13 protein-coding genes are annotated in these 13298 nt (G+C 72.2%); 7 read left to right on the top strand and 6 right to left on the bottom strand.

Going from position 1 to position 13298, the window contains the following annotated elements:
- Positions 1 to 4: 4 nt before the first annotated feature.
- The 3 genes from mmsA to BMX97_RS13535 form a co-directional block, all read right to left on the bottom strand.
- Positions 5 to 1588 (bottom strand): multiple monosaccharide ABC transporter ATP-binding protein, encoded by a 1584-nt coding sequence (gene mmsA, locus BMX97_RS13545; protein WP_091750787.1) that lies wholly within the window; start codon positions 1586 to 1588, stop codon positions 5 to 7.
- Positions 1588 to 2652 carry a multiple monosaccharide ABC transporter substrate-binding protein gene (gene chvE, locus BMX97_RS13540; RefSeq protein ID WP_091750784.1) on the bottom strand — a complete coding sequence of 355 codons (1065 nt, stop codon included), beginning with the start codon at positions 2650 to 2652 and terminating at the stop codon, positions 1588 to 1590. The genes mmsA and chvE overlap by 1 nt, the downstream gene beginning before the upstream one ends.
- 258 nt (positions 2653 to 2910) lie before the next feature.
- On the bottom strand, positions 2911 to 3669 hold the full coding sequence (locus tag BMX97_RS13535; protein ID WP_091750781.1) for an SDR family NAD(P)-dependent oxidoreductase: 759 nt from the start codon (positions 3667 to 3669) through the stop codon (positions 2911 to 2913).
- A gap of 184 nt (positions 3670 to 3853) precedes the next feature.
- On the opposite strand from BMX97_RS13535, the gene BMX97_RS13530 reads away from it, so the two are divergent.
- The 4 genes from BMX97_RS13530 to BMX97_RS13515 are packed head-to-tail and all read left to right on the top strand — an operon-like array spanning position 3854 to position 7734.
- On the top strand, positions 3854 to 4588 hold the full coding sequence (locus BMX97_RS13530; protein WP_244538413.1) for a FadR/GntR family transcriptional regulator: 735 nt from the start codon (positions 3854 to 3856) through the stop codon (positions 4586 to 4588).
- Positions 4589 to 4630: 42 nt separating this feature from the next.
- The gene (locus tag BMX97_RS13525; RefSeq protein WP_177202216.1) at positions 4631 to 5641 is read left to right on the top strand and encodes an aldose epimerase family protein; all 1011 of its coding nucleotides are present in this window, start codon (positions 4631 to 4633) and stop codon (positions 5639 to 5641) included.
- Positions 5638 to 6513: an SMP-30/gluconolactonase/LRE family protein gene (locus BMX97_RS13520; protein WP_091750773.1), complete on the top strand. Its 876-nt coding sequence runs from the start codon at positions 5638 to 5640 to the stop codon at positions 6511 to 6513. Before BMX97_RS13525 ends, BMX97_RS13520 begins: the two co-directional genes overlap by 4 nt.
- 9 nt (positions 6514 to 6522) lie before the next feature.
- Complete coding sequence (locus BMX97_RS13515; RefSeq protein WP_091750770.1) at positions 6523 to 7734, top strand: FAD-dependent monooxygenase; 1212 nt, start codon at positions 6523 to 6525, stop codon at positions 7732 to 7734.
- 128 nt (positions 7735 to 7862) lie between these two features.
- Here BMX97_RS13515 and BMX97_RS13510 read toward each other — a convergent pair whose 3' ends face one another.
- Positions 7863 to 8543 (bottom strand): nitroreductase, encoded by a 681-nt coding sequence (locus BMX97_RS13510; RefSeq protein WP_091750767.1) that lies wholly within the window; start codon positions 8541 to 8543, stop codon positions 7863 to 7865.
- Between the two features lie 111 nt (positions 8544 to 8654).
- On the opposite strand from BMX97_RS13510, the gene BMX97_RS13505 reads away from it, so the two are divergent.
- Positions 8655 to 9950, top strand: coding sequence for an NAD(P)/FAD-dependent oxidoreductase (locus tag BMX97_RS13505; RefSeq protein WP_091750764.1), 1296 nt, complete (start codon positions 8655 to 8657; stop codon positions 9948 to 9950).
- A gap of 19 nt (positions 9951 to 9969) precedes the next feature.
- Here the strand turns inward: BMX97_RS13505 and BMX97_RS13500 are convergent, their stop codons facing one another.
- A complete protein-coding gene (locus BMX97_RS13500; protein WP_091750761.1) occupies positions 9970 to 10938 on the bottom strand; it encodes a glutathione S-transferase family protein in 969 nt (322 codons plus the stop codon).
- Between the two features lie 63 nt (positions 10939 to 11001).
- A complete protein-coding gene (locus BMX97_RS13495) occupies positions 11002 to 11922 on the bottom strand; it encodes an alginate O-acetyltransferase AlgX-related protein (RefSeq protein WP_091751390.1) in 921 nt (306 codons plus the stop codon).
- Between the two features lie 76 nt (positions 11923 to 11998).
- Between BMX97_RS13495 and BMX97_RS13490 the strand changes: the two genes are divergently transcribed.
- Both BMX97_RS13490 and BMX97_RS13485 read left to right on the top strand, forming a co-directional pair.
- A complete protein-coding gene (locus tag BMX97_RS13490; protein ID WP_091750758.1) occupies positions 11999 to 12511 on the top strand; it encodes a 2'-5' RNA ligase family protein in 513 nt (170 codons plus the stop codon).
- Positions 12511 to 13248, top strand: coding sequence for a phosphatase PAP2 family protein (locus tag BMX97_RS13485; RefSeq protein ID WP_060846430.1), 738 nt, complete (start codon positions 12511 to 12513; stop codon positions 13246 to 13248). Before BMX97_RS13490 ends, BMX97_RS13485 begins: the two co-directional genes overlap by 1 nt.
- The last annotated feature ends 50 nt before the right edge of the window (positions 13249 to 13298 follow it).

The following is a 13298-nucleotide window of genomic DNA, read 5'->3' as shown; positions in this document are numbered from 1 at the left end:
GTCTTCAGCCTCCCGAGGTGACGATGGCCCGCATGATCGCCTCCTGCGAGGCCTCAGCCGCGGGGAGCTCGCCGACGATGCGGCCGCGGTTCATGACGAGGATGCGGTCGCACATGCCGAGCAGCTCCGGCATCTCCGACGAGATGATCAGCACGCCCTTCCCCTGGGCGGCGAGGTCGTTGATGATCGCGTAGATCTCGTACTTGGCGCCGACGTCGATGCCGCGGGTCGGCTCGTCGAGGATCAGCACGTCCGGATCGGCGAAGAGCCACTTGCTCAGGACGACCTTCTGCTGGTTGCCGCCCGACAGGTTCACGGTCGCCTGGTCGATGCCCGACGAGCGGATGCGCAGGCGTTCGCGGTAGCGCTCGGCCACCGCCCGCTCGCGGTCCTCGTCGATGACCCCCTTGGCGGCGACTCCGGGCAAGTTGGCCAGCGACACGTTGGTGCGGATGTCCTCGTGCAGCACGAGGCCGTAGCCCTTGCGGTCCTCGGTGGCGTAGGCGAGGCCGGCCCGGATCGCCTTCTCGACGCTGCCGAGATCGGCCGGCCGCCCGTTGAGCCGCGCCTCGCCGGCGACGCGCTGGCCGTAGGCGCCGCCGAACAGGCTCATGGCGAACTCGGTCCGTCCGGCCCCCAGCAGCCCGGCCATGCCGACGACCTCGCCGCGGCGGACCGTCAGGCTCACGTCCTCGACCGCGAGGCGATCGGGATGGAGCGGGTGGCGCACGCTCCAGTTCCGCACCTCCAGCAGCGGCTCGCCGATCGCGACGCCCTCCCGCGGCGGATAGCGGTGGGCGAGGTCGCGCCCGACCATGCCCTTGATGATCCGGTCCTCGTTCAGCCTGCCGTCCGGGCCCAGCATCGCCTCCCGGGGCAGGGTCTCGACGCTGGTGCCGTCGCGCAGGATCGTCACGCTGTCGGCGACGCGGGCGATCTCGTTGAGCTTGTGCGAGATCAGGATCGAGGTGATGCCCTGCCGGCGGAAGGCCTCCAGCAGGGTGAGGAGCGCGGCGCTGTCGCTCTCGTTGAGCGAGGCGGTCGGCTCGTCGAGGATGAGGAGCCGCACCTTCTTCGACAACGCCTTGGCGATCTCGACGAGCTGCTGCTTGCCGACGCCGAGATGCGTCACCAGCGTCTCGGGCGCCTCGTCGAGGCCGACCCGGGCGAGCAGCTCGCGGGTGCGCGCCATGGCGAGCGGCCAGTCGATCAGGCCGAAGCGCGACGCCGCCTCGTTGCCGAGGAAGATGTTTTCCGCGATCGACAGGAGCGGCACCAGGGCGAGCTCCTGGTGGATGATGATGATGCCGAGCGCCTCGCTGTCGGGGATGCCCGAGAAGCGCCGCTCCTCGCCGTCGAACAGGATGCTGCCGTCGTAGGAGCCGGCGGGGTAGACCCCGCTCAGCACCTTCATCAGGGTCGATTTCCCGGCCCCGTTCTCGCCGCAGACGGCGTGGATCTCGCCGGCGCGGACGGCGAGGTTGACGGCGTCGAGCGCCTTGACGCCCGGGAACGCCTTGGTGATGCCGCGCATCTCCAGGATCGGAGAGGCGCTCGGCACCGCGCGCGGAGCCGGGGACGCCGCCATCACTTGACCTGCTGGGCCTTGTAGTAGCCGCTGTCGACCAGCACCTTCTGCCAGTTGTCCTTGTCGACCGTCACCGGCTTCAGGAGATAGGACGGCACCACCTTGACGCCGTTGTTGTAGGTCTTGGTGTCGTTGACCTGGACCTCTCCGCCGGACGAGATCGCCGCGACCATGTCGCTCGTGACCTTGGCGAGCTCGCGGGTGTCCTTGAACACCGTCATGCTCTGGTCGCCGCGGACGATCGCCTTGACGGAGGGGATCTCGGCATCCTGGCCGGTGATGATCGGCATCTTCTGGTCGGGCGAGCCGTAGCCGACGCCCTTCAGCGACGAGATGACGCCGATCGAGATGCCGTCGTAGGGCGACAGGACCGCGTCGAGGCGCTTGTTGCCGTAGAAGGCCGACAGCAGGTTGTCCATCCGGGCCTGGGCCGCCGCGCCGTCCCAGCGCAGGGTCGAGACCTTGTCCATCCCAAGCTGCTTGCTCGGCACGGTCAGCTTGCCGGAATCGATGTAGGGTTTGAGCACCGACATCGCGCCGTCGTAGAAGAAGTAGGCGTTGTTGTCGTCCGGCGAGCCGCCGAACAGCTCGACGGTGAACGGCCCCTTGCCGTCCTTGAGGCCGAGCTTGTCGACGATGTAGCTGCCCTGCAGCACGCCGACCTGGAAATTGTCGAAGGTGGCGTAGTAGTCGACGTTCTTCGAGCCGCGGATCAGGCGATCGTAGGCGATGACCTTGATGCCGCGCTCGCTCGCCTGCTGCAGCACGTCCGACAGGGTGGTGCCGTCGATCGCGGCGATCACCAGCACCTTGGCGCCGGTCGCGATCATGTTCTCGATCTGCGACAGCTGGTTGGGGATCTCGTCCTCGGCGTATTGCAGGTCGGCGGTGTAGCCCTTGTCGTTGAGCGCCTGGACTAGGCCCTGGCCGTCGGCGATCCAGCGCGCCGAGGACTTGGTCGGCATCGAGACGCCGATCTTGCCCTTCTGCTGGGCGGCAGCCGGGGTTGCGAGCATCGCGGCAGCCATCAGGGCTCCGCCGACGAGAGCGACGAACGACTTCATGGTTCCTCCCAAATCCCCGCATCTTGGTCGCGCGGGGCTGCGGGTGAGTTGGGGCCCGGCAGGATTTGCGTCCTGCTCATCTGCCGGGGTCGGTGTTTCTGTCGTGTGGCTGGCGGATGGGTCAGCCTGATACTTCCGCAGGGGGAGCCTTGGAGCTACCCGGGGAAGGAATAGCGCGGGTTTCCCCCTCCCCCGCAGAGAGGGGAGGGAGAAACCTGCGCTAGGACTGGCCACCGGCGTGCCTGCGGGAGCCTCCCCTCACACCCACCCGCCATCCACGACGTAATGCTGGTTGGTGCACGCCCCGGCCTCCTCCGAGGCGAGGAACACGGCAAAGCGCGCGACGTCCGCCGGCACCAGCTTGCGCTTGAGGCACTGGCGGGCGTTGATCTCGGCGTCCGATTCCGGCGTCACCCACAGCGCCAGCTGGCGCTCGGTCATGATCCAGCCCGGCGCCAGCGCGTTGACCCGGATGTTGAAGGGGCCGAAATCGCGGGCGAGCGAGCGGGTGAGGCCGATCACCCCGGACTTGCAGGCGGTGTAGGCGGCCATGCCGCCCTGCCCGATCATCCACGACACCGAGCCGAAATTGATGATCGCGCCGCCGCCCGTCGCCTTCATGTCGGGCAGAACGGCTTGGGCTGCGAAGAACTGGTGCTTGAGGTTCACGGCGATGCGGCCGTCCCAGTAGGCCTCCGTCACCTCCTCGGTGGCGTGGCGCTCGTCGTGGGCGGCGTTGTTCATCAGCACGTCGACCGGGCCGAACCGGTCTCGGATGCGCCCGATCGCGCGTTTCAGCGCCGGAATGTCGGTCACGTCGGCGTGCTCGAAGGCGACCGACAGGCCGTCCCCCTCCAGCTCGGCGGCGAGCGCCCGCGAGGGCTCGTCCGCGATGTCCAGGAAGCCGACCCGAGCCTTCTGCCGGGCGAAGTGCCGGACCAACTCCGCCCCGATCCCGGAGCCGCCGCCCGTCACCACCACGACCTTGCCCGCAAGGTCCGGATAGATTGCCGTCACCGCTTCCTCCCTCGAAGCCCGTCGGTCCGCTCGACGCGCTGTAAATCATTTAATATGACTATTGCAGCGGTCCGGCCCTTATCGCGGATTCCTGACGCGTGGGCAAGAGGCCGGAATCCACCGGGAGGGCGCAACCTTGGATGGGAGCGAGGCCGCGGCGATTTCGCGCAAGAGGATTCCCGGGGTGCCGGCCCCGGGCCGGGTCGGGGGCCCGGGTCACGCCCGGATCGCCCGGGCGCTCGGCACCGGCATCGTCGCCGGAGATTTTTCCGAGGGCGCGGTACTGCCGGGGGAGCCCGTCCTGCTGGCGCGGTTCGGCGTGTCGCGCACGGTCCTGCGCGAGGCGATCAAGACCCTGTCGGCCAAGGGCCTGATCGAGACCCGGACCCGGGTCGGCACCCGGGTGCGCGAGCGGGCGGCCTGGAACCTGTTCGACCGCGACGTGCTGGCCTGGACGATCGAGGGCGGCATCGATGCGCGCTTCCTGCGCGACCTCGCCGAGATCCGCCTCGCGGTCGAGCCGGCGGCGGCGGCGCTGGCGGCGGAGCGCCGGACGCTCGCCGATCTCGACCGGCTCGACGCCTGCGTGACGGACATGCGGGCCGCGGCCGGGCTCGATCCGGCCTTCGCGCGGGCCGATCTCGCCTTCCACCTCGCCCTGGCGGACGCCTCCGGCAACGTCTTCATGCACTCGGTCGGCGCGGTGACCGAGGCGGCGCTCGCCGTGCTGTTTCAGCTCAGCCGGCCCACCGACCCGCACGAGCACGCCGTCGCCTGGCGGGCGCACGCGGCGATCGCGGCGGCGATCCGGGCCGGCGACCCGCCCGCCGCCGCCGCGGCGACCGAGGTCGTGGTGCGCGACGGCCTGCGCAACAGCGCGGCGGCGGTGGAGAGGGCGCCGGGCGCGCCCTACCCTTAGAGGATGACCCGCCCCGATCTCGGCGCGCATCAGGACATCCGCATGAGCGACAGAGCCCCCGTCCCCGTCGGCACGATGCCGGACGGCAGCCCGATCCTGGAGGCGCGGCTGGCCGGCGAGGGGCTGGAAGTCGCGGTCCTGAGCCTCGGCGCCGCGATCCGCCGCCTCGACGTCCATGGCCGCCCGGTGGTGCTCGGCCGCGACGATCCCCACGACTACGTGGAGAAGACTCCGCAATGCGGCGCCGTCGTCGGGCGCTTCGCCAACCGGATCGCCGGCGGACGCTTCACCCTCGACGGGGTGACCCACGCGCTTCCCCGCAACGAGGCCGGCCGCACCCACCTGCATGGCGGGGCGCAGGGCTTCTCGCGCCGAAACTGGAGTTTTGCCGAGGTGGGACCGCGCAGCCTGACCCTGACCTACCGGTCGGCCGACGGCGAGGAAGGGTATCCGGGGGCGCTCACGGTGGCGTGCACCTACGCCATCGTCGCGCCCGGTACCCTCCGCCTCACGCTGACCGCGTCCACCACCGAGCCGACGATCGTCAACCTGACGAACCACAGCTACTTCAACCTGACGCTGCCGCCCGAGGGGCACCCCGCCCCGCCGATCGACGACCACGTGATCGAGATCCCGGCCGAATCCTACCTGCCGGTCGACGAGGCCCAGATCCCGACCGGCGCGGTCGCCCCGGTCGCCGGCACCCGGTTCGACCTGCGCCGCGCGACGCGGATCGGCGACCGGGCCTTCGACCATGCCTTCGTGCTCGGGCACGGGAGCGCCGCCGAGCCGCGCCCCGTCGGCCGGGTCACGGCGCCGGGCAGCGACCTCGCGCTCACGGTGCTGGCCACCGCGCCGGCGGTGCAGTTCTACGACGGCACCCACCTCGCCAAGGCCGGCCTGGGTTTCGCTGCCCGCAGCGGCCTCTGCCTCGAGCCCGAGGCCTTTCCCGACGCGCCGAACCATCCGGGCTTCCCGAGCGCGGTGGTGCGCCCCGGCGAGACCTACCGCGAGATCATCGAGTACCGCTTCACGAAGGAGACCGCCCGATGAGCGGCTGGGCCGGCATCTTCTGCGACCGCGCCTGCATCCTCGGCGAGGGACCGGCGGCGCATCCCGGCCTCGGTCGGCTCTACTGGCTCGACATCCTCGGCAAGCACCTGTGCGAGCGGCCGTTCTCGGGTGGCGCCACCACCCTGCACGACCTGCCGGTGATGGCCTCGATGGTGGCGCGGGTCGACGACGCCACCCTGCTGCTCGGCGCCGAGAACGGGCTCTACCTGCGCGACATCGACAGCGGGCGGATGCGCCTCCTCACGGCGCTGGAGGCCGACCGGCCCGAGACGCGCTCGAACGACGGCCGGGTCCACCCCTGCGGTGCCCTGTGGCTCGGCACGATGGGCCGGGAGGCGCAGGCCGGCTACGGCGCGATCCACTGGTTCTTCCGCGGCGCGATGCGGACCCTGTTCACCGGTCTCACCATTCCGAACGCCATCGCGTTCGCGGCCGACGGCACGCACGCGATCTTCGCCGATTCCGAGGCCGGCACGATCTGGCGCGTCGCCACCGATCCGGCGACCGGGCTCCCGGTCGGCGACCGGAAGGTGTTCGTCCAGGTTCCGGCCTCCGAGGGCGCGCCGGACGGAGCGGTGATCGACGCCGAGGGCCTGGTCTGGAACGCCCGCTGGGGTGGGGCCAGCCTCGACGCCTACGCCCCCGACGGCACGCGGGTGCGCAGCATCGCGATGCCGGCCCGCCAGGTGACCTGCCCGGCCTTCATCGGGCCCGACGCCGACACCCTGGTGGTGACCTCCGCCACCGAGGGACTCGACCCCGACCGCACCGACGACCGCTTCGCCGGGCGCACCTTCACGGTGCCGGTGAAGGTGAAGGGGCGGTTCGAGCCCGTGGTGCGGGTGGAGTAGGCTCAGCGCATGGCTCGCCGCATCCTGATCACCGGCGCCAGCATCGCCGGCACCACCGCGGCCTGGTGGCTCGGCCGCGCCGGGTTCGACGTGACGGTGGTCGAGCGCGCCCCCGTCTTCCGCGACGGCGGCCAGAACGTCGACATCCGCGGCGTCGGCCGACGAATCCTGCGCGAGATGGGACTGGAGCGGGCGGCGCTCGATCGCGGCACCGGCGAGGAGGGCACCGCCTGGATCGACGCGGACGGCCGGCCGCGGGCGCGCTTCATGACCGGGCAGATCGAGGGCGACGGCCCGACCGCCGAGATGGAGATCCTGCGCGGCGACCTCGCCCGCCTGCTCTTCGAGGCGGCCCGACCCCACGCCGTCTTCCGGTTCGGCACCGTGGTCGAGCGCATCGACGACGGCGCGGATGCCGCGACCGTCACCTTCGCGGACGGGCAGACGGGTGCCTACGACGCCGTGGTCGTCGCCGAGGGCGTCGGCTCCTCGACCCGCGAGCGGGTGTTTCCGGGCGACAACGACCCGCGCTGGATGGACCTGACCCTCGCGTACCTCACGATCCCCCGCACCCCGGACGACGACCGGCTCTGGCGCTGGTACAACGCGCCCGGCGGCCGCAGCCTGTCGCTGCGCCCCGACCGGCACGGCACGACCCGGGCGATGCTGGCGGTCCACGGCCCGCTCGCCGAGGCGCAGGGCTGGGACCGCGACCGCCAGAAGACCTTCCTGCACGAGCGCTTCCACGATGCCGGCTGGCAGGCGCCGCGGGTGCTGGCGGCCCTCGACGGCACCGACGACCTCTACTTCGACGTGCTGCGCCAGGTGCGGATGCCGCGCTGGTCGCGCGGGCGCGTCGCTCTCACCGGCGACGCCGCCTGGTGCGTCACGCCGCTCGCCGGCATCGGCGCCACGCTGGCGCTCACCGGGGCGCGGGTGCTCGCGGGCGAGCTCGCCCGCACCGACGACGTCCGGGCCGCCTTCACGGCCTACGAGCGGGCGATGCGCCCGATGGTCGAAGACGCGCAGGGCGTACCCAAGATCGCGCCGCGGCTGATGCATCCGCGAACCCGGCTCGGCATCCGCGCACTGCACGCGGCCCTGTGGACGGCGAGCCGGCCGGCGTTTCGCCGCGTGGCGGGCAAGCTGTTCGGCGGGCGGGCGGAAGAGCCCGACCTGTCGCGGTACGAGGACGGGACGGCGGCTCGGAAGCATGCGTGACCAGGGCGGAGACGGTCCGGCGGATCTCGCCCCGAGCCCTCCTTCGCCCCCCTTGGATCGCCCCCTGGGACGAAATCGAGGACGGGAGGGCACCCGGGGCCGCGAGGCGCGTCATGTCGGCCGGCCGCTCAACCGTCGTGGAACACCGCGTAGCTCTCCACCGCCTCCCGCTCCGCCCGCAACGCGTTCACGGGCTCGTCCGGGTCGGCGAAGCCGAGCGCCATCCCGCACACCACCGTCTCGCTCTGCGGGATGCCCAGCTCTCCCCGCACCACCCCCGGATAGCTCGCGATCGCCGCCTGCGGGCAGGTGTCGAGGCCGCGCCCGCGGGCGGCGAGCATCAGGGTCTGGAGGAACATCCCGTAGTCGAGCCAGCTGCCCTGCTCCAGGTCGCGGTCGATGGCGAAGACGAGGCCGACGGGAGCGCCGAAGAACGTGAAGTTGCGGCCCATCTGGCGCTTGGCGCCCGCCTTGTCGCCCTTCTCGATCCCGGCGAGCCCGTAGAGCTGCCAGCCGAGGCTCCGGCGCCGGCCGAGATACGGCTCGCGCCAGTCGACCGGATAATACTCGTACTCTCGCGCTTCCGGCATGTCGCTCTCATGCGCCGCCGAGAGCGCGGCGGTCAGGCGCGCGAGGGCGGCGCCGGTGACGACGTGGACCTTCCAGGGCTGGATGTTGCTGCCGCTCGGGGCCCGGCCGGCGAGCGCCAGGAGGTCGCGGATGGTCGCCGTCGGCACCGGATCGGGAAGGAAGCCCCGGACGCTACGCCGGCTGGTGATCGCCGCGTCCACGGCGTTGGATTCGGTCATGCGGGCCTCCCTGGAAGACCAGTCTAGGCCGGTCCCGCTCCGGCGCCAGCCGTGGCGCGGATACGAGCGATCGGGCATGGTGCCGGACCGAGTCCAGGACCCGACAGACGCGTGACCACCGATCCCCGCTCGCACGGCCTCTGGGCGCGCACCGCCCCGCCCTCTCCCGACACGACGCCTCTGCGCGGCGAGGCGACCGCCGACGTGGCGGTGGTGGGGGCGGGCTATACCGGCCTCTCGGCGGCCCTCCACCTCGCGCAGGGCGGCGCCCGGGTGGTGGTGCTCGAGGGCGAGACCGTCGGCTTCGGCGGTTCGGGGCGCAATGTCGGCCTCGTCAATGCGGGGCTGTGGGTGAAGCCCGACCTCGTGCCGGCCGCCCTCGGCACCGAGCGCGGCGAGCGGCTGCTCGCGCTCCTCGGCGCCGCGCCGCGCCGGGTGTTCGATCTCGTCGCCCGGCACGGCATCGCCTGCGAGGCGGAAGGGGCCGGCACCCTGCACTGCGCGGTCGGCCGGAAGGGCCTGGCCGACCTCGCGGACCGGGCCCGGCAATGGCAGGCCCGCGGGGCGCCGGTGCGCCTCCTCGACGCGGAGGAGGCGGCCCGCCTCACCGGCACGCGGGCCTACGCGGGCGCGCTCCTCGACGAGCGCGCCGGCACGATCCAGCCGCTCGCCTATGCGCGGGGCCTCGCCCGGGCGGCGATCGACGCGGGCGCGGTCGTCCATACCGGCAGCCCGGTCGTCGGCGTGACCGAGACCGGCCCGCGCTGGCACCTCGCGACGCCGGAGGGCGGCGTGACCGCCGATTGGGTGATCGTCGCCACCAACGCCTATACGCGCGCGCCCTGGCCCGAGATCCGGGCCGAGATCGCCCACCTGCCCTACTTCAACATCGCGACCGCCCCCTTGAGCGACAACCTGCGCGGCACGATCCTGCCCGGGCGCCAGGGCGCCTGGGACACCAAGCCGGTCCTGACCTCGTTCCGCCTCGACGCCGCCGGGCGGCTGGTGATCGGCAGCGTCGGTGCACTGCGCGGCACCGGGGCGGCGATCCACCGAGCCTGGGCCCGGCGCACCCTGAGGGCGCTGTTTCCGCAGGCCGCCGACGTGCCGTTCGAGGCCGAATGGTACGGCCGGATCGGCATGACGGCGGACGCCCTGCCGCGCTTCCACCGGCTCGCCCGCAACGTGGTCGGCTTCAGCGGCTATAACGGCCGCGGCATCGCCCCCGGCACCGCCTTCGGCGCGGTGCTGGCCGACCTCGTGGCCGGCCGCATCGCGGAGGCCGACCTGCCGCTCCCGGTGACCGACCCGGCGCCGATCGGGTTCCGGGCCGTCCGGGAGATCGCCTACGAGGTCGGCGCCCAGGCCGTGCACCTCGCCGAGGCGCGGGGGCCGGCCTCGGGGTGACGCGCCCGGGCCGCCGGGTTCAAGTCCCGAACCGCTCGGCCCGGCCGTGCGGCGCGTCGTAGTCGAGCACGGGCCCGAGCGGGACGATCCCGGTCGGGTTGATGGTGGCGTGGCTCTCGTAATAGTGCCGCTTGATGTGGGTGAGGTCCACGGTCGGGGCGATGCCGGGGGTCTGGTAGAGGTCGCGAAGGTAGGGCGCGAGATTGGGGTAATCGGCGATCCGGCGCAGGTTGCACTTGAAGTGGCCGACATAGACCGGATCGAACCGCACCAGCGTGGTGAACAGCCGGATGTCGGCCTCGGTCAGCCGGTCGCCGACGAGGTAGCGCGAGCGGTCGAGGCGGGCGTCGAGGGCATCGAGTTCCGTGAACAACGCCGTCACGGCCTCCTCGTAGGCCTCCTGCGTCGTCGCGAAGCCCGCCTTGTAGACGCCGTTGTTGACCCGGTCGTAGACCCGGGCATTCACGTCGTCGATCTCGGCGCGCAGGTCCCGCGGGTAGAGGTCCGGCCCGCCCGGGAAGGCGGCGCCCAGCATCCGGACGATCTCGGCCGATTCGTTCGACACGATCGTACCCCGGACCTTGTCCCACAAGACCGGCACGGTGACCCGGCCGGAATAGTGCGGGTCGGCCTTGAGGTAGACCTCGTAGAGCCGCGTCGCGCCGTTCACCGCGTCCGGTCCGGTATCCTCGCCGAACACCCAGCCCTCGGACCCCATCAGCGGATCGACCACCGAGACCGAGATCGCGTCCTCGAGCCCTTTCAGCGCCCGCACGATCAGGGTGCGGTGCGCCCACGGGCAGGCGAGCGAGACGTAGAGGTGGTAGCGCCCGGGCTCGGCCGGGAAGCCGCCTTCCCCGCTCGGGCCCGGTTCGCCGCCGGGCGTGACCCAGTTGCGAAACGCCGCGTCCTTGCGCACGAAGCGCCCGCCGGTCTCCTTGGTGTCGTACCATTGGTCGTGCCAGACGCCGTCGACCAGAAGCCCCATCGCACCCTCCTCGCCCGTCGCCTCCGAAGGTGGGGCGGCGGGGCGGCACCGCAATGGGCGGGCTCAGGCCGCCGGGAGCGAGCGTGCGCCCTCCGCCGCGACGTCGAACCGGTCGGTCGGCACCCGGGCGAGGAAGCGCTCCGCCACCTCGACGAGCAGCAGGTGCGGCCGCACCCGCTCGATATAGGCCCAGTCGAGATTCGCCGACCAGACGAAGTGCAGCTCGCGAAAGCTCTCGGCGAGCAGGCCGGTGAGGAAGATCGGGTGGAAGTGCGAGCAGGAATCGCCGAACAGCATCAGGGTCCGCGGGTCGGCGGCCGGGCTCTCGTTGCGGAAGACCACGTGGGCGCCGACATGCAGGTCGGCCGCGGTACCCCGCGACTCGTGGCCCTCGACCAGCGGGTTGGCGAAGACCCGCACGGCGTCGCGCTGGACCTCGTGGACCCGCATCGTCTCCCGCACCGGCGGGTCGAGCTTGGCGCCGAGATCGAGGAGCCCGTCATGGTCGTGGAACGGCCGGCCGGCGAGGTCGGCGGGCGGCACCGCGCCCATCGCCCGCATGATCTCGCCGTAGGCCAGCCGGCAGCCCTCCTGGCTCCAGTGGGTGTCGGTGCGCAGGTACAGCGGCGGCTCCGCGTCGCGCGCCGCCCGCAGCGGCCCGACGAGATCGATCCAGGCCCCGGCGACCCGCGAGCGGGCGAGCCGCGCGCCGAGGCGGCGGGCCGGCGAGAGCGCCGGGTCGAGGGCGAGCCCGTCGAGGCGGTCGTCGTAGATGCTGAGCTTTTCCGGCACCACGACGTGGAAGGCGCGCAGGCCCGCGGCGGCGGCCCGCGCGGTGCGCGCCTCGATCAGCCGGCGCCAGCGCCACAGCCGCCAGGCGACGGGCAGGCTCGCCCGGTACTGCTCGCGCACCCGGTTGGTGCCGCCGGTCAGGAAGAGCCAGCCATCCCGGCCGAGATGGACCATGTCGGTGCTGTCGCGCATGGGCGCCGTGTAGCGGGAACGGTACGAGCTGAACAGCACTGGCTTTTGGCGCCGCCCGCGCCATGTCGCCTGGAGGATGTCGCAAGCCCCCCTGATCCTCACCCTGGAACTCGACGAGGCCGCCTTCGCGGAGTTCGACGGCCAGCGCCGCCGCCACTTCCCGCCGGCCCTCAACAAGATTCCGGCCCACGTCACGCTCTTCCACCACCTGCCGGGCGAGGAGGAGCGCGCCGTCGTCGAGACGCTCGCCGCGGAGGTGCGGGCGGAGAGTCCGCTGCCGGTCGCGGTCGCAGGCCTGCGCTTCATCGGCCGCGGCGTCGCCTACACGCTCGATTCGGGCCGGCTCTCGGCCCTGCGCGGGCGTCTCGCCACGACGTTCCAGCCCTGGCTGACGCCGCAGGACCGGCAGGGCTACCGGCCCCACGTCACCGTGCAGAACAAGGTCGCGCCGGAGGAGGCCCGCGCCCTCCACCGCGAACTCGAGGCGTCGTTCGTGCCGCGCACGATCACCGGCACCGGGCTCCTGCTGTGGCGCTATCTCGGCGGGCCCTGGGAGGCCCGCGGCCGGTTTCCGTTCGGGGGCGCCTGATGGTCCAGATCCCGTTCCGGCGCCACGCCACGGCGGTGTGGCTGCGCCTGCGCCTCAACGAGATCGGGCCGCTCGCCTCGCTGCTCGCCGTCAGCCTGTTCGGCTTCGGGTTCTTCAAGCTCGCTGACGAGATCCGCGAGGGCGGCTCGTTCGGCTTCGACGACCGGCTGCTCCTGGCGCTCCGCGTCCCCGGCGACCTCGCCCAGCCGATCGGGCCGTCCTGGCTGCCCGAGACGATGCGCGACATCACCGCCTTCGGCAGCGTGTTCGGCATCGTCTACGTCACGGCCTGCGTCGTGCTCTATCTCGCCATCACGGCGCGGCGGCGTGCCGCCCTGTTCGTCGTGGTGGCGATCGGCGGCGGCGAATTGCTCTCGACCGGCCTCAAGCTGTTCTTCCGCCGCCCCCGTCCCGATCTGGTGCCGCACGGCATGGAGACCTTCACGGCGAGCTTCCCGAGCGGCCACGCCATGCTGTCGGCGATCGCCTACCTGACGCTGGCGATCCTGCTCGCCCGGGTCGAGCGCTCGGGCAAGGTCAAGGCCTTCGTGATGGGCCTCGGGGTCGTCACCACGCTGCTCGTCGGCATCAGCCGGATCTACCTCGGGGTGCACTGGCCAAGCGACGTGCTCGCCGGCTGGTGCATCGGCGCCGCCTGGGCCTCGCTGTGCTGGTTCGTCGCCCTGCAGCTCCAGCGCCAGGCCGTGGTCGAGGCGCCGGACCCGCCGCCGGCGTAAGGATGCCTCCGGCCTGAGAGCGCTTGCGCCCCGCTTCTCCCTCCCCTAGC

This window comes from Methylobacterium sp. ap11 (assembly GCF_900110515.1).
GTDB lineage: Bacteria > Pseudomonadota > Alphaproteobacteria > Rhizobiales > Beijerinckiaceae > Methylobacterium > Methylobacterium ajmalii.
This window is presented reverse-complemented; position numbering and strand designations above follow the sequence as displayed.

Bases quoted from the DNA above. Each gene is read 5' to 3' on its own strand.
- BMX97_RS13520 (WP_091750773.1), top strand. From the start codon at position 5,638: ATGAGCGGCTGGGCCGGCATCTTCTGCGACCGCGCCTGCATCCTCGGC.
- mmsA (WP_091750787.1), bottom strand. From the start codon at position 1,588: ATGGCGGCGTCCCCGGCTCCGCGCGCGGTGCCGAGCGCCTCTCCGATC.
- BMX97_RS13495 (WP_091751390.1), bottom strand. From the start codon at position 11,922: ATGCGCGACAGCACCGACATGGTCCATCTCGGCCGGGATGGCTGGCTC.
- BMX97_RS13515 (WP_091750770.1), top strand. From the start codon at position 6,523: ATGGCTCGCCGCATCCTGATCACCGGCGCCAGCATCGCCGGCACCACC.
- BMX97_RS13500 (WP_091750761.1), bottom strand. From the start codon at position 10,938: ATGGGGCTTCTGGTCGACGGCGTCTGGCACGACCAATGGTACGACACC.
- BMX97_RS13510 (WP_091750767.1), bottom strand. From the start codon at position 8,543: ATGACCGAATCCAACGCCGTGGACGCGGCGATCACCAGCCGGCGTAGC.
- BMX97_RS13485 (WP_060846430.1), top strand. From the start codon at position 12,511: ATGGTCCAGATCCCGTTCCGGCGCCACGCCACGGCGGTGTGGCTGCGC.
- chvE (WP_091750784.1), bottom strand. From the start codon at position 2,652: ATGAAGTCGTTCGTCGCTCTCGTCGGCGGAGCCCTGATGGCTGCCGCG.
- BMX97_RS13490 (WP_091750758.1), top strand. From the start codon at position 11,999: ATGTCGCAAGCCCCCCTGATCCTCACCCTGGAACTCGACGAGGCCGCC.
- BMX97_RS13525 (WP_177202216.1), top strand. From the start codon at position 4,631: ATGAGCGACAGAGCCCCCGTCCCCGTCGGCACGATGCCGGACGGCAGC.